Origin of the sequence: Paraburkholderia guartelaensis (assembly GCF_004353905.1) — a bacterium.
GTDB lineage: Bacteria > Pseudomonadota > Gammaproteobacteria > Burkholderiales > Burkholderiaceae > Paraburkholderia > Paraburkholderia guartelaensis.
Map to the genome: position 1 here is coordinate 382,448 of NZ_SMOD01000002.1, position 15,359 is coordinate 397,806.

The 15,359-nt window shown below is 64.6% G+C and carries 15 protein-coding genes; 11 read left to right on the forward strand and 4 right to left on the reverse strand.

Translation table 11 applies throughout. From position 1 onward, the window contains the following. Positions 1 to 50: 50 nt before the first annotated feature. Entirely contained in the window at positions 51 to 830 is a 780-nt protein-coding gene (locus E1N52_RS03880) for a DeoR/GlpR family DNA-binding transcription regulator (protein ID WP_133180338.1), read from the reverse strand. Positions 831 to 901: 71 nt separating this feature from the next. Between E1N52_RS03880 and E1N52_RS03885 the strand changes: the two genes are divergently transcribed. The 4 genes from E1N52_RS03885 to E1N52_RS03900 all read left to right on the forward strand — a co-directional run bounded on the left by E1N52_RS03885 (position 902) and on the right by E1N52_RS03900 (position 4,161). Next, positions 902 to 1,363: a hypothetical protein gene (locus E1N52_RS03885; protein WP_133180339.1), complete on the forward strand. Its 462-nt coding sequence runs from the start codon at positions 902 to 904 to the stop codon at positions 1,361 to 1,363. A 107-nt stretch (positions 1,364 to 1,470) separates the two neighbouring features. Next, on the forward strand, positions 1,471 to 2,862 hold the full coding sequence (locus E1N52_RS03890; RefSeq protein WP_133180341.1) for a uracil-xanthine permease family protein: 1,392 nt from the start codon (positions 1,471 to 1,473) through the stop codon (positions 2,860 to 2,862). Between the two features lie 106 nt (positions 2,863 to 2,968). Next, positions 2,969 to 3,559 (forward strand): helix-turn-helix domain-containing protein, encoded by a 591-nt coding sequence (locus E1N52_RS03895; protein ID WP_133180343.1) that lies wholly within the window; start codon positions 2,969 to 2,971, stop codon positions 3,557 to 3,559. Positions 3,560 to 3,612: 53 nt separating this feature from the next. Beyond that, positions 3,613 to 4,161 (forward strand): GNAT family N-acetyltransferase, encoded by a 549-nt coding sequence (locus tag E1N52_RS03900; protein ID WP_133180345.1) that lies wholly within the window; start codon positions 3,613 to 3,615, stop codon positions 4,159 to 4,161. A 21-nt stretch (positions 4,162 to 4,182) separates the two neighbouring features. Here E1N52_RS03900 and E1N52_RS03905 read toward each other — a convergent pair whose 3' ends face one another. Continuing rightward, positions 4,183 to 4,536 (reverse strand): hypothetical protein, encoded by a 354-nt coding sequence (locus E1N52_RS03905; protein WP_133180347.1) that lies wholly within the window; start codon positions 4,534 to 4,536, stop codon positions 4,183 to 4,185. Positions 4,537 to 4,889: 353 nt separating this feature from the next. Between E1N52_RS03905 and E1N52_RS03910 the strand changes: the two genes are divergently transcribed. Then, a complete protein-coding gene (locus E1N52_RS03910; protein WP_133180349.1) occupies positions 4,890 to 5,159 on the forward strand; it encodes a hypothetical protein in 270 nt (89 codons plus the stop codon). Between the two features lie 84 nt (positions 5,160 to 5,243). Here the strand turns inward: E1N52_RS03910 and E1N52_RS03915 are convergent, their stop codons facing one another. After that, a complete protein-coding gene (locus E1N52_RS03915; RefSeq protein ID WP_133180350.1) occupies positions 5,244 to 7,529 on the reverse strand; it encodes an NADP-dependent malic enzyme in 2,286 nt (761 codons plus the stop codon). 162 nt (positions 7,530 to 7,691) lie between these two features. Between E1N52_RS03915 and E1N52_RS03920 the strand changes: the two genes are divergently transcribed. Further along, positions 7,692 to 8,657: a LysR family transcriptional regulator gene (locus E1N52_RS03920; RefSeq protein ID WP_110385878.1), complete on the forward strand. Its 966-nt coding sequence runs from the start codon at positions 7,692 to 7,694 to the stop codon at positions 8,655 to 8,657. A gap of 80 nt (positions 8,658 to 8,737) precedes the next feature. On the opposite strand, the gene E1N52_RS03925 is transcribed toward E1N52_RS03920, so the two are convergent. Beyond that, positions 8,738 to 10,060, reverse strand: a complete 1,323-nt coding sequence (locus E1N52_RS03925) for an MFS transporter (RefSeq protein ID WP_205965560.1) — start codon at positions 10,058 to 10,060, stop codon at positions 8,738 to 8,740. A gap of 289 nt (positions 10,061 to 10,349) precedes the next feature. On the opposite strand from E1N52_RS03925, the gene E1N52_RS03930 reads away from it, so the two are divergent. The 5 genes from E1N52_RS03930 (at position 10,350) to E1N52_RS03950 (ending at position 15,349) form a co-directional block, all read left to right on the forward strand. Next, on the forward strand, positions 10,350 to 11,093 hold the full coding sequence (locus tag E1N52_RS03930) for an IclR family transcriptional regulator (protein ID WP_069266121.1): 744 nt from the start codon (positions 10,350 to 10,352) through the stop codon (positions 11,091 to 11,093). A 73-nt stretch (positions 11,094 to 11,166) separates the two neighbouring features. Continuing rightward, on the forward strand, positions 11,167 to 12,219 hold the full coding sequence (locus tag E1N52_RS03935; RefSeq protein WP_133180354.1) for a cyclase family protein: 1,053 nt from the start codon (positions 11,167 to 11,169) through the stop codon (positions 12,217 to 12,219). A gap of 45 nt (positions 12,220 to 12,264) precedes the next feature. After that, positions 12,265 to 12,966, forward strand: a complete 702-nt coding sequence (locus tag E1N52_RS03940; protein WP_133180356.1) for an SDR family oxidoreductase — start codon at positions 12,265 to 12,267, stop codon at positions 12,964 to 12,966. Positions 12,967 to 12,968: 2 nt separating this feature from the next. After that, complete coding sequence (locus E1N52_RS03945; RefSeq protein WP_133180358.1) at positions 12,969 to 13,949, forward strand: 3-hydroxyacyl-CoA dehydrogenase; 981 nt, start codon at positions 12,969 to 12,971, stop codon at positions 13,947 to 13,949. A 68-nt stretch (positions 13,950 to 14,017) separates the two neighbouring features. Next, on the forward strand, positions 14,018 to 15,349 hold the full coding sequence (locus tag E1N52_RS03950; protein WP_133180359.1) for a short-chain fatty acid transporter: 1,332 nt from the start codon (positions 14,018 to 14,020) through the stop codon (positions 15,347 to 15,349). The last annotated feature ends 10 nt before the right edge of the window (positions 15,350 to 15,359 follow it).

The window sequence follows — 15,359 nt, forward strand, 5'->3', positions numbered from 1 at the left end:
AAAACGCGCGGACGACGCGCCGGGAAAAAGCGCGTACGAAAACCCGCGGCTTACGCGGCGACGTGAACCTGCGTGCCCGCGGCGAGCACCGCCTCGTTCATTTCCTCGGGCAGCGGCTGGTCGGTGAAGAGAGCGTGGATCTGGCTCAGGTGCCCCTGGCGTACGAGCGCCGGGCGGCCGACTTTCGAATGATCGGCCACGAGATAGACCGTGCGCGCATGCTCGATGATGGCCTGCGCCACGCGGACTTCGCGCGTGTCGAAGTCGCGCAGCGTGCCGTCGGTCTCGATGGCCGAGGTGCCGATGATCGCGTAATCCACCTTGAACTGGCGGATGAAGTCGATGGTGTGCTCGCCGACGATCCCTTTGTCCCAGGGCCGCACGACGCCGCCCGTGATCATCACTTCGCAGTCGGGGTAGCCGCTCATCACGCTCGCCACGTTGAGGTTGTTCGTGACGACGCGCAGGCCCTGATGATGATTGAGCGCGCGCGCGACTTCCTCGGTCGTCGTGCCCAGGTTGATGAAGAGCGATGCCTGATCGGGAATGTGCTGGGCCGCAAGGGCGGCGATGCGGCGCTTCTCCTCATGGAACATATGCTGCCGCGCGCTGTACGAGACGTTCTCCGAACTCGTGGGCAGGCTCGCGCCGCCGTGATAGCGGCGCAGCAGATTCATGTCGGCGAGCCAGTTCACGTCGCGGCGAATGGTTTGCGGCGTGACGTCGAAATGCGAGGCGAGATCGTCGACCGTGACGAAGCCGTCGCGTTGCACCCATTCGAGCATTTCCTGCTGGCGCGCGTTCAGGGTGAGGCGAGGATCTCGTGTCATTGGCTCGTTTGGCATGCAAGTGAGGACCGACCTATTGTAAGGGCTTGCCCACCCGATTCAGGAGAAAGCCGATGCATCCCGTACGCAAATGGATAGCACGTGCCGCCGTGACTGCCATGCTGGCCCCGCTGTGGGCCCCGCTGTTGGCACCGCTTCCCGCCGCCGCACAAACGAACCCCGCCGATACGCCCCCCGCCGCGCCCGCCGCCTCCGCCACACCCGCTGGCGACGGCACCTTCCTCCTGACGATCTTCCTGAAGCACGACGAGTCGAAGCCTCTGCCGAAGATCAATCAGCAACTCGCGGAACAGGGTTTCTACAAGGCCTTCCCGCCGCCCGGCATCGAAGTCGTCTCGTGGTACGTGATGATGGGGATCGGCCAGGTCGTCACGCTGCGCGTGCCCGCCGACCGCCTGCGCGAGGTGAACCGCGCGATCGAGCAAACCGCATGGGGCGGCTATCACACGGAGTTTTATCCGACCTACGACTACAAGGCGCTCGCCGAGCAGGCACGGGCGCGCAACGGTAAATAGAGGCGGCGGATGGCGGGTGCAATGGATTAGCAAGTCACAGGCGCCCCAGGGTTCGCACGGAGCTTCCGTTAAAATGCTGCGCTTTCCCTTTTCACCCGCCGCGCCCGATGCAATCCGCTCCATCGACCACGCCCGCCGCTACCCGCGGCGCGAACGACACCGAAACCACCCACGACCTCGTCTACGGCCCCAACGACCGCCCCGCGCCCACCATCGCCTTCGTGGCCGCGCTCCAGCATCTGCTCGCGATCCTCGTGCCCATCGTCACGCCGGGGCTCCTGATCTGCCAGGCGCTGGGTGTCTCCAGCCGCGACACGACGCTGATCGTCTCGATGTCGCTGGTGATTTCCGGCATCGCCACGTTCCTGCAATGCAAGCGCGTCGGGCCGCTCGGCGCGGGCCTGCTCATCGTGCAGGGCACGAGCTTCAACTTCGTGGGCCCGCTCATCGCGGGCGGCAGCCTGATGGTCAAGCAAGGCGCGGCCGTCGAAACCGTGATGGCCGCCATCTTCGGCGTCGTCATTGCGGGCTCGTTCGTCGAAATGGCGGTGTCGCGCATCCTGCCCTTCATCAAGCGCCTCATCACCCCGCTCGTCACCGGCATCGTCGTGCTGCTGATCGGGCTCACGCTCATCAAGGTCGGCCTCATCAGCATGGGCGGGGGCTACGGCGCCATCGCCAAGGGCAACTTCGCGAGCGTCCAGAACCTCACGCTCTCGGGCCTCGTGCTCGGCACCATCATCGTGCTCAACCGCGTGCCTGTCGTCTGGGTGCGCAGCACGGCGCTCGTCATTGCACTCGCCATCGGCTATATCGTTGCGGGCGCAATGGGTCGGCTCGACTTCACCGGCGCGCGCGAAGCCGCGCTGTTCCAGATTCCGACCCCGCTGCATTTCGGCCTGGGCTTCTCGTGGTCGCTCTTCGTGCCCATGCTGATCATCTACCTCGTGACCTCGCTCGAAGCGATCGGCGACGTCACCGCCACCAGCAAGGTGTCGAAAGAGCCGGTGGAAGGTCCCGTGTGGATGCGGCGCATCAAGGGCGGCGTGCTCGTGAACGGCTTCAATTCGCTGCTCGCCGGCTTTTTCAACACGTTTCCCAGCTCCGTGTTCGCGCAGAACAACGGCGTCATCCAGCTCACCGGCATTGCCAGCCGCCACGTCGGCCTCTGGATCGCGGGCATGCTCGTCGTGCTGGGCCTCTTCCCGCCCGTGGCCGGCGTGCTGCAGGCCGTGCCCGAACCCGTGCTGGGCGGCGCGGCCATGGTGATGTTCGGCGCGGTGGCCGCTTCCGGCATCAACATCCTCGCGGGCACCCGCCTCGACCGCCGCGCCCTGCTCATCATCGCGGTGTCGCTGGCGCTGGGCCTGGGCGTCTCGCAGGTGCCGGAGATTCTGACCAGCCTCCCGCATGCGCTCAAGAACGTGCTGGAGTCGGGCGTCGCAACGGGCGGCATCTGCGCGCTCGTCATGAACTGGTTCCTGCCGGAAAAACAGTAACCCTGCTGGGCGAGCGTGTGGCCCTGATACTGGGCCGCACGCTTTTTTATTGACCGTAATTTCCAATTTACTAGATAATAGCTCCATCATCTTGGAAACAGACGCAATGGACAACCCGACCGACGCCGGCATCAACGAGCGCATTGCCCGCTGTGTGCGCGACTTGCGCGCCACGCGCGGTCTGACGCTCGACGCGCTGGCCACGCGCAGCGGCGTGAGCCGTTCGATGATCTCGATGATCGAGCGCGGCGCCGCCAGCCCCACGGCCGTGGTGCTGGAAAAGCTCGCGGCGGGGCTTTCGGTCTCGATGGCGAGCCTCTTCGGCGCAAGCAGCGAGAGTGCGCCCGCCGAGCCGCTGGTGCGCCGCGTGCAGCAGGCACAGTGGCGCGACCCGCAATCGGGCTATACGCGCCGGAGCGTGTCGCCGCCCAACTGGCCTTCGCCGATCCAACTGGTCGAAGTGGATTTCCCGGCCGGCGCGCGCGTAGCCTACGAAACCGGCAGCCGCGAGAACGTGATTCACCAGCAGGTCTGGGTGATGAAAGGGCGGATCGACGTGGAGCTGGGCAATGAACGGCATTCGCTTCATGCGGGCGACTGCCTCGCCATGCGGCTCGATCAGCCGCTGATCTTCAGCAATCCAGGCTCGGAGGCCGCGCACTACGTCGTCGCCATTTGCGACGCGAGCGGACTCTAAACCCGCGTCATTCGCCTCGATCTTCCACCCTATACATTTAAAGAGGATTCCCTATGAATTCGAACTCACAGAGCGATGGCGTGCGCTTCATCGATTGCAACGAAACGGACCATGCGTCGGCGATTCTCGAGATCCTCAACGACGCGATCGTCAATTCGACCGCGCTCTACGACTACAAGCCACGTCCGCCCGAGGCCATGGTCACGTGGTTCGGCACCAAGCGCGCGAACGGTTTTCCGGTAGTCGGCGCCGTAGACGAGGCCGGCACGCTGCTCGGCTTCGCGAGCTGGGGCACGTTTCGCGCGTTTCCCGCCAACAAGTACACGGTCGAGCACAGCGTCTACGTGCACCGCGACCAGCGCGGCCGCGGCCTCGGCGAGCGCCTGCTGCTGGAGTTGATCCGCCGCGCCCGCGAGGAACAGATTCACGTGCTCGTGGGCTGCATCGACGCCGCGAATGCCGGCAGCATAGCGCTGCACGTCAAGCTGGGCTTCACGCACTCGGGCACGATCAAGGAAGCGGGATTCAAGTTCGGACGCTGGCTCGACGCCGCGTTTTACCAGCTCAATCTGGAGATGCCCGCCCCGCCGGTGGACGGCTGAGGCGAGCGCGCGCCTCGCGACTCAACGTGCGCTCGAGCGGGCCGCAGCCGCCGTCATGGCATTGCGGATATGGCGTGCCCGCAGCGGCGCGCGGGCCGCGCGCTTCGAGGCGCATGCCGCGCGCGTGGCACGCAGCTTCGCCTGACTGCGATTGCGGGACTCGGCCTCGCGCGTGGCGCGCCGCGTCTGCCTGCGCACGACGAGCAGCACGCAGCCTATCGCCGCGACCACGGCCACGCGAAACGGCGACGACTCGAAGGCGCGCTCCGGCACGTGCAGCAGCAGGATCGAAATGAACACGGCGACCTGAATGAGGATCGCCGAAAGCGAAGCGACGAAGAGGTATGCGTGGAGGCGATCGGTCGGCGGCTTCATGGGGCTGCACTCCAGAAAGTTGCGCGGACAACGATATCGAGTCTGGCTGGTTACACCCTACGCCTCGCGAATGTCAGGCGCATGGCAACGCGCGAAGCTGGGCAGCGTCATGGGATCGTGCCTGCTCCAAGCTGATGAGAACCTTAAGGGAAGCCGCCTGCGAATCCGCTTTTTTCGTCGGACGATAATCCTTTGCCCGCCTTACCAACCAACGCCTTTCAACGCCTTTCGTCTTGCCTCGATTCACTCGCGACGTGATAAGGTCCCTTCCAGCTCATACGGTGCTTGCGTAAGGTTGACTTAAGCTCGCGCGCCGTACCCTTGCAAGTTGTAATCCGTACGGCAATGCAGTCATGAATCGCACCTATGAATATCGCGGCTACACAATCCGCGTTGGCGTCGAAGCGAATGGCACGATCCCGCTCGAGCGCCCGGAAATCGAACGGCCTCGCTACACGGCCGTCGTGAGCATCGAGTCGAACAACGCGCTCTCCTTCCCCTCTCCGCTGAAAATCGACAACGCCGCCGGGCTGCCCTTCAACTCCGATATCGACGCCTTGATGGGCGGCTACAGCGAAGCCCGCCGCCTGGTCGACGAACAGCTCGCCGCAACGCGCGGCTGACCCGCCAAAGAAAAAAACGCGCGACAGCCAGAGGCCATCGCGCGTTTTTCATCGGGACGCACTGCGTGCGTCCTGCGGCTGCGTTTAGTCGCGGTTCGCCTGCAACACGGTCAAAGCGGCCATGTTGATGATGCGTCGCACCGTCGAGCTCGACGTCAGCACGTTCACCGGCGCATTCACACCCAGCAGGAACGGACCGACCGCCACGTTGCTGCCCGCACCCGTCTTGAGCAGGTTGTAGGCGATGTTGCCCGAGTCCACGTTCGGGCACACGAGCAGGTTCGCCGCGCCCTTGAGCTTCGAATGCGGGAGGATGCGCAGGCGCAGGGCTTCGTCCAGCGCGCAGTCGCCGTGCATTTCGCCGTCGATTTCCAGATCGGGATTCTTCTCCGTCACGAGCTTGAGCACTTCACGCATCTTCGTGCCCGAAGCCGAACTGCCGGAGCCGAAGTTCGAACGCGAGAGCAGCGCAACCTTCGGCTGCAGATTCAGCCATTCCATCTGGCGTGCCGCGGCCAGCGTGAATTCGGCGATCTGCTCGGCGTTCGGGTTGTCGTTCACGTGCGTGTCGACGATCGCGACCGTGCGCTTGTCGAGCAGCAGGATGTTCATCGCCGCGTACGTGTTCGCGTTGCGCTGCTTGCCGATCACCTCGTCGACGAAGCGCAGGTGGTCGTGATACGCGCCCACCGTGCCGCACACCATGCCGTCCGCGTCGCCCAGGCGCACCATCATCGCGCCGATCAGCGTCAGGCGGCGGCGCATTTCCACGCGCGCCATTTCCTTCGAAATGCCGTCGCGGCAGCGCATTTCCCAATAGGTCGTCCAGTACTGGTGGAAGCGCTCGTCGTACTCGGGGTTCGTGACTTCCACGTCTTCGCCGAGCTTCAGGCGCAGACCGAACTTCTCGATGCGGGCGAGCAGCACTTCGGGGCGGCCGATCAGGATCGGACGCGCGAGCTTCTCGTCGACGATCACCTGCACCGCGCGCAGGACGCGCTCTTCCTCGCCCTCGGCGAACACGATGCGCGACTTGCTGCCGTCACGCACGAACTGCTTCGCGGCCGCGAAAATCGGCTTCATGAACGCGCCCGAGTGATACACGAACTGCTGAAGCTCGTTCGTGTAGGCGCCGAAGTCGTCGATCGGACGCGTGGCCACGCCGTCTTCCATCGCTGCCTTCGCAACGGCCGGCGCGATACGCACGATCAGGCGCGAGTCGAACGGCTTCGGAATCAGGTACTTCGGGCCGAAACGCAGGTCATAGGCACCGTATGCGGCCGCCACGGAATCGTTCAACTCTTCTTCCGCGAGCTTGGCGATCGCATGCACCGCCGCGATTTCCATGTCGCGCGTGATGGTCGTCGCGCCCACGTCGAGTGCGCCGCGGAAGATGTACGGGAAGCACAGCACGTTGTTGACCTGGTTCGGGAAGTCCGAACGGCCCGTGGCGATCACCGCGTCCGGGCGCGCTTCGAGCGCGACCTCGGGGAAAATTTCCGGCGTGGGGTTGGCGAGCGCGAGAATCAGCGGCTTGTCCGCCATCTTCTTGACCATTTCGGCCTTGAGCACGCCGCCCGCCGACAGGCCGAGGAACACGTCCGCGCCTTCGATCACTTCGGAAAGCGAGCGCGCGGAGGTGTCCTGCGCGAAGCGTTCCTTGTCCGGGTCCATGAGCGTCGTGCGGCCCTGGTAGACCACGCCGTCGATGTCGGTCACCCAGATGTTCTTGAGCGGCAGGCCCATATCCACCATGAGGTCCAGACAGGCCAGCGCCGCTGCGCCCGCGCCCGAAGTCACGACCTTGACCTTCGAAATGTCCTTGCCGATCACTTTCAGGCCGTTCATGAACGCGGCCGAAACGGTGATGGCGGTGCCGTGCTGATCGTCGTGGAAGACCGGAATCTTCATGCGTTCGCGCAGCTTGCGCTCGACCGTGAAGCAGTCGGGGGCCTTGATGTCTTCCAGATTGATGCCGCCGAACGTGGCTTCGAGGCTCGCGATGATGTCCACGAGCTTGTCCGGATCGCTTTCGGTGATTTCGATGTCGAACACGTCGATGCCGGCGAACTTCTTGAAGAGCACCGCCTTGCCTTCCATGACCGGCTTGGAGGCCAGCGCGCCGATGTTGCCGAGACCGAGCACGGCCGTGCCGTTCGTGATCACGCCCACCAGATTGCCGCGCGCCGTGTAGCGGAACGAGTTCTGCGGATTGTCGACGATCTCCTCGCAGGCCACGGCCACGCCCGGCGTATAGGCGAGCGCGAGGTCGCGCTGGGTGACGAGCGGCTTGCTGGCCGTCACCGAAATCTTGCCCGGGGTGGGAAATTCGTGATATTCCAGAGCGGCCTGGCGATCGGTCTTGTTCATGTTCCTCACTCGATATGGAAGGGCCCGGCTCGCGTCAACCTGCGTGGATCAAGGCTGGCGCGGCCCGGCGTGTTCGAATGAAGCGATTCTAGAGAGCCCTCATAACGTGGCCATTTTGATTTAGTATGGGGCCATCATTTTTTTGTAATACCCTGGGGAATCGTGTCTTTCAGCATTGACGACGTGACGAGGCGGTTGAATACGCGCCTGAAAATGCGCCATCTGGTCCTGCTCCTGCAGATCCGCCAGCACGGCTCGCTCACGCGCGTGGCGGAACACATGGCGACGAGCCAGCCCGCCGTCACCAACGCGCTGGCTGAAATGGAGAGCATGTTCGGCGCGCCGCTCTTCGACCGTACGCCGCGCGGCATGACGCCCACGGCGCTCGGCAACGTGGTGCTCGCGCGTGCCCAGGCCATGCTGCACGACCTCGACCACCTCGCGCGCGACATCGAAGCCGTGGTGGCCGGCCACGCCACGCGCGTGCACGTGGGCGTGATTCCGTTCATCTCGGGGCGCACGCTCGCCGCTGCCATTCGCCTCACGCAGTCGCGGCTGCCGCAACGCGTCACCATGACGATTCACGAAGGCACGAGCGACGCGCTCCTGCCGCAGCTTCGCGACCATACGCTCGATATCGTGATCGGGCGCGCGTCTTCAGCTGTCGATGTCTCGCAGTTGCGCTTCGAGGTGCTGCATCAGCAAAAGCCGCGGCTCATCGCCAGCCGCCGGCTCGCGGCGCGGCTCGCGCGCGGCAAGCTCGACTGGGAAAAGCTGGTTGAACTGGACTGGATCCTGGGCGCGCCGCACACGCCCATCCGCGAGCAGATTTCCGACCTCTTCCTGCACGCGGGCGTGGCGCCGCCCGTGCCTATCGTGGAGAGCTACACGTCGCGGCTGATCGGCGAGATGATCAGCACGAACGAGAACGCCGTGTCGATCGTGCCCGCCGATATTGCCGAGGAACTCGTGCACTTCGCGGGCGTGGCGGTCGTGCCGTACACGCTCGACTGGACGCTGCCGCCGGTTGCGATGTTCACGCGCGCGGGCGTGCTGCGCGATGTCGACGCCACCTTCGGGCAGTCGCTGCGCGAGCTGTACCAGGAGGCGGAGAAGGCGCGGGGTTAAGCGGTCGGGGCTAAACGCAAACGGGCCACGGACTCAATCGCCCGCGCCCCGTCGGCCATGCATCATCGGTATTTAGCGAATCAAACCCGCGCCGTCACCGCGCGCTGCGTCTCCAGCGTGCCCTCGCTCTGCATGCGCGCGACCAGCATCAGCGCGCAAACCAGCGTGATGAGCACATGCACCACGCCCAGCGCGACCACGGAAAGAATGCTGCCGGTGGCGCTCAAGAGGTACTGGCCGAGAATCGGCGTCGTCCCTGCGAACACCATGCCGCAAATCTGATAAGCGAGCGAAATGCCGGTGTAGCGCACCTGCGCGGGGAAAGCCTTCGCCAGCATGCCCGCCATGGCCGCGTAGTAGAGCGAATGCGGAATCGAGGCGAGCGCCATGCCGATCATCGCGAGTTTGGTCGAGCCGGTGGCGATCATCGAGAACATCAGCGGCAACGCAACGATCTCGGGCACGAGCATATAGATGATCGCTTTCTTGAGATCCAGCTTCGTGGCGAGCACTGCGCCGAACGGTTGCACGATCAACTGCACGACAATCGCGAACGTGATGACGCTCAGGAACTGCGTGCGGTCGAAGCCGATCGAAGTCACGGCCCACGAAAGCGCAAACGTGGTCTTGAAGTAAGTGGCCGAGAGCGCGATCACGCAAGCGCCCACGCCCATCGCCACCAGGCCCTTGTGATGGCGCAGCACTTCGGCGATCGGCAGCTTCGCCACCTTGTTCTTCGCCTGCAACTCCTTCATGGCCGGGGACTCGTCCACGCTCATGCGAATGAAGAGCCCCACGCCCACCAGCACCGCCGACAACAGGAACGGCACACGCCAGCCCCAGGTCATGAACTGGTGATCGGGCAGCATGGAAATCACGAGAAACGCGACGGTAGCGAGCAGATTGCCCGCGGGCGAGCCCTGCTGCGCGAACGCCGAATAGAAAATCTCCTTGCCCTTGGGCGCATGTTCCGAGGAAAGCACGACCGCGCCGCCCCACTCGCCGCCCATGGCGATGCCCTGGGTGAGACGCAGCAGGATCAGCAGCACCGGCGCGAGCACGCCCACCTGGTTATACGTGGGCAACAGGCCCATGAGCGTGGTGCAGCCGCCCATCAGCATGAGCGTGACGATCAGCGTTTTCTTGCGTCCCACCTTGTCGCCGAGATGGCCGAACACGATGCCGCCAATCGGGCGCGCGAGAAAGCCGACCCAGAACGAGGCGAAGGCGGCCAGCGTGCCGATCAGCGCATTCGTCGATGGGAAAAAGAGCTTGCCGAGCACGAGCGCGGCCGCCGTGCTGTACGCGTAGAAGTCGTACCACTCGATCGTCGTGCCGACGAACGAAGCGATGCCCGCCTTGCGAGCCTGGCGGTGCTGGGTGTCGAGGGAGGTTGCGGCCAAGAGACGTCTCCAGATTTCGATTTCGAGCGGCGGTTTCCAAAACGGAACGCGCCATTTCCCGGGCATTTCCGATGCGAAAGTGGCTTGCGATAACGTTCGCCTTACGAACTACCTTTCATTTATCGAACAAATGCCGGAAGGTGCGGACTATGAAACGGTCGTTCATTAGCGTCAACCAAGGGATAACCCTCAGTTCGCTCGCCGCCCGCGTGGGCCGTGATTGCGTCGATTTAGGTGTTTACCCGTAATCGTATTGTCAGCTGGTTATCGGTATGCCGATAATGCTCTCATGGATGTGAAAACTGCAGTGCGCGTCTTCGACGTGATCAACCTCTTTGCCGAAGTCCGGCAACCGATGATCTACAGCGAGATTGCGCGTCGAACCGAGATCCCGCTGTCGAGCTGCCACGCGCTGTTGCAGACGATGGTGGCCAAAGGCTATCTGTACGCGCCGGGCGTCAAGGCGGGCTACTACCCCACGCAGCGTCTCTTGCACGTGGCGCGCGACATCTGCAGCGAGGACCCGCTCACGCTGATGTTCCAGCCGCTGCTTTCCGCGTTGCGCGACGCGACGGGCGAAACCGCTGCGCTCGCCACGCTTGCGGGCAACCGCGTGGTCTATCTCGACGTGATGGAGTCGCGCCAGAAGATCCGCTACAGCGACGAGCCGGGCGGCTTCATGACCATTGCGAGCGCCGCGGGCAAGGCGCTGCTCGGCGCGCTCGCCCCGGCCGCGCGCCGCAAACTGCTCGACAGTTGCGAGCCGCAGTTGCACTCGGCCAATGGCGCGGTGATCGAACGCGGCGCGTTCGAGCGCGACGTCGAGCAGGGCGTGACGGACGGCTGGCATCGCTCGACGGGCGAGAGCGTGGAGGACGTAGCCGGCCTCGCACGCGGTTTCCTGATTCATGGCGAGGCGTTTGCGCTCGTCATCGGCGCGCCCAAGGCGCGTCTTCTCAAGAACGAGCAGAACGCCGTGAAGGCGCTGCTCGAGGTGTACGCGCAAATCCCGCCGACACTCCTCGCCGCCTGAGGCACGTCAAACGCCTCGGGCACTGACTGCAGCGATGCGTGAAGCGCGGAATTCCTGAAGTGGAGGGTTAAGCATGCGTTGGAAGAGCCGGCCGGAAGGCTCAAACTGGGGCGACTTCGGTCCCGACGATCAATTGGGGCGCCCCAATCTCATCGGCGCGGAGCAGGTGCTCAAGGGCGCGCAGGAAATTCGCGCGGGTCTCACGTTCACGCTCTCGCTGCCGCTCGACTTTCCCGGCGACAGCAAGCTCAACGTGCGCCGCCATCCGCCGGTGCTACGCCCTACCTTCCGCGACGGCCTGCCCTATGTGAACTTCCCGTTCGCGCGGAACGAAGCGGGCGCGACCGACGTGGTGAGCGACGACCAGGTGCTGCTCTCGCTTCAATACTCCACGCAGTGGGATTCGCTCGCGCACGTTGGCGCGCGCTTCGACGCCAACGGCGACGGCATGGCCGAGAGCGTGTACTACAACGGCTATCGCGCAAACGTGGACGTGGTCGGCCCGATGGAATATCGCGCGGAAGACAACTTCGCGCCTCACGCGTGCGGCGGCGAGCATAGCCATGCCGATGTGCTCGGTATCGAGCATCTCGCGGTGAAGGGCATGCAAGGCCGCGGCGTGCTGATCGATTTCGCCGCGCATTTTGGCCGTGAGTTTCGCACCGTGGGCTACGACGACCTGATGCGCGTGATCGAGGCCGACGGCGTGGAAGTCGAGCGCGGCGACATGCTCGTGCTGCGCACCGGTTTCGCGGAGATGGTGCTCGAAATGAACCGCCAGCCCGACGAAGCCGCTTTGTCGAGCCACTGCAGCGCACTCGACGGGCGCGATGAGCGCCTGCTGCAATGGATCACCGATTCGGGCATCGCAGCGCTCGCCGCCGACAACTACGCTGTTGAGCGTTACCCCGCGCGCGAGCCCGCGGCACCTGGCGATCACCCGCTCATGCCGCTGCATCACCACTGCCTCTTCAAGCTCGGCCTGCCGCTGGGCGAGCTTTGGTATTTGCGCGATCTCGCCCAGTGGCTGCGCGAGCACCAGCGCTCGCGCTTCATGCTCACCGCCCCGCCGCTACGACTGCCTGGGGCCATGGGCTCGCCCGTCACGCCGGTCGCCACGGTTTGACGAACTGCTTCGCTATCCTTTGTTTTATCCGCATTCCTGAAAAACATGGCTAAAGAAAGAGTCCTGATTACCGGCGGCGCCGCCGGCATCGGCGCCGCGTGCGCCGCGCGCTGCGAGGCCGACGGTTACGAGGCCGTCGTCATCGACCGCGTGGGCGACGGGATCATCGCCGATCTCTCTGACACAAAGGCAACGGCAGCCGCGCTCTCCCGCGCGCTGGAAGGCGGCCCGATCACGCGCCTCATCAACAACGTGGGCGTGGTCGTGCCAAACGATGCCGAACACCAGTCGCTCGAAGAACTCGAACGCGCATGGGCCCTCAACGTGCGCTGCGCGCAGCAGTGCATGCAGGCGCTCTTGCCCGGCATGAAGGCAGCGGGCTTCGGACGCATCGTCAACATGTCGTCACGCGCCGCGCTTGGTAAAGAGCTGCGCACGGCCTATTCGGCCACCAAGGCCGCCTTGATCGGCATGACGCGCGTTTGGGCGCTCGAACTCGGCGCATTCGGCGTGACCGCGAATGCAATCGGCCCGGGCCCGATCCGTACCGAACTGTTCGACCGCGCCAACCCGCCGGGCGCGCCGCGCACCGAAGCGATCATCAACGCTGTGCCCGTCAAGCGCGTAGGCACGCCCGAAGACGTCGCGCACGCGGCCTCGTATCTGCTCGACGCGCGCAGCGGCTTCGTGACCGGCCAGGTGCTCTACGTGTGCGGCGGCATGACCGTTGGCGTCGCGGGAGTCTGACGATGGCGGCCCTCGAAACGCCTGCGCAAGCATGCGAACCGCGCCGCGCCGGCATCGTCGGCGCGGGCAGCATCGGCGTGGCGTTCGCGATCTGCTTTGCGCGGGCCGGCTGGCGCGTGCGCCTCTACGATCCCGACGCTGCACGCCGCGCTGCCGCGCCCGAAGAGATTGCGCTGCGCCTGAACGATCTCGCGCAATACGCGCTGCTCGACGAAAGCGCGAAGGACATCGCCGCACGCGTCGCGATCGTCGACACGCTCGAAGCCGCTGTGGCGCAAGCCGATCTGGTGCAGGAATGCGCACCGGAGCGCGCCGAACTCAAGCGCGAGATCTTCGCGCAGCTCGACCGCGCCGCGCCGCCCGAAGCGATTCTCGCGAGCGCTTCGTCGTTTCTCGCGGCTTCGAAATTCGTCGACGATACGCTGCCCGGTCGCGCGCGGTGCCTCGTCGCCCATCCCGGCAACCCGCCCTACCTCGTGCCCGTGATCGAGGTCGTGCCCGCACCCTTCACGTCCGAAGCGGCGGCCACGCGCGCGATTGCGCTCTACACCGAAGCGGGCATGAAGCCCGTGCGCGTGAAGCACGAAGTGGAAGGCTTCATCTTCAACCGCCTGCAAGGCGCCGTGCTGCGCGAGGCGTATTGCCTCGTGCGTGACGGCGTGGCGTCGGTGGAAGACATCGACACCGTGATGCGCGAAGGCCTCGGCCCGCGCTGGTCGGTGATCGGCCCGTTCGAGACCGTCGATCTGAACACGCGCGGCGGCATCGCCTCGCATGCGCAGAAGATGGGTCCTTCGTACGCACGCATGGGCGCCGAGCGTGGCCAGCACGACCCGTGGACGCCCGAACTCGTCGCCCAGGTCGAGGCGGCGAGACGCGCGGCGCTGCCGCTCGATCAATGGGACGAGCGCGTGGGCTGGCGCGACCGCCAGCTCATGCATCTCGCCCGCCATCGCAAGACCCAAAGCCACGACGACTCATAAGCGCGTCGAACGCGCGCCGAGAGCCGAAGAGACCCGACAACTATTACGATTCAGATAGAGACACTTCCATGCAGAAAGTCACCGCTTTCTTTACCGAGCTGATGCGCCGGTATTTGCCCGACCCGTTCGTGTTCGCGATCGGCCTCACCCTGCTGACGATGGCCCTTGCCGTGATCGTGCAAGGGCAAGCCGTCACAGCGCTCACCACGAGTTGGGGCAAGGGCTTCTGGGCGCTGCTCGCGTTCACCACGCAAATGGCGGTGATTCTCGCGATGGGCTACGTGCTGGCAACCGCGCCGCTCACCGACCGCTTTCTGAACCGCGTGGTGGCGCGCGTGAACGATCCGCGCATGGCGATCATCGTCGCGACGCTGGTGGGCGGCATCGGCAGCTATCTGAACTGGGGATTCGGCCTCGTGGTGGGCGGTATCGTTGCACGCAAGCTCGCGCTGCGTGTGAAAGGCGTGCACTACCCGCTCATCATCGCTTCGGCGTATAGCGGCTTTACGCTCTACGGCCTCGGGCTTTCGGCCAGCATTCCCGTGCTGATCTCTACGAAGGGGCATCCGCTCGAAGCGCAGATGGGCGTCATTCCGCTCTCCGAAACGATTTTCTCGCCCACCATGCTCATCACGAGCCTCGTGACCATCATCACGCTGCCGCTCCTGAACGCCTGGCTGCATCCGAAGCCCGGTCAGCCGATCAAGGAAATCGACCGCGCCCAGGAAGAAAAGCAGCAGAAGGCCGCCGCGCTCGGCGTGGATCTCGACGAAAGCAACACGCTCGCCAACCGTCTGAACAACAGCCGTCTTCTGAGCTACGTGATCGGCCTGATCGGCATGGGCTATGTCGCGCTGCACTTCGTACAGGGCGGCTCGATCGACCTGAACCTCATCAACTTCTTCATTCTGTTCCTCGGCATCCTGCTGCTCGGCACGCCAATCCGCTATGTGGAGAAGCTCAACGAAGGCATTCGCACGATCAGCGGCATCATTCTGCAGTACCCGTTCTACGCGGGCATCATGGCGATCATGGCGTCTTCGGGTCTCGTCAATACGTTTTCCGAAGCGTTCGTGAAGATCGCGACGCCGGGCACGCTGCCGTTCTGGGGCTTGATCAGTTCGTTCGTCATCAACTTCTTCGCGCCTTCGGGCGGCGGCCACTGGGTCATCCAGGGACCGTTCATGATCGAAGCGGCGAAGACCATCGGTGCCTCCGTGGGCCATACCTCGACGGCCGTGATGCTCGGCAACGCATGGAACGACCTCGTGCAGCCGTTCTGGATCTTGCCCGCCCTCGCGCTTTCGAAGCTCAAGCTCAAGGACATCATGGGCTACACGGTCATCATGATGTTCTGGATCGGCATCGTCTATTCGATTGCGATTCTTGCCTGGGGCTGATTGGCTCCCT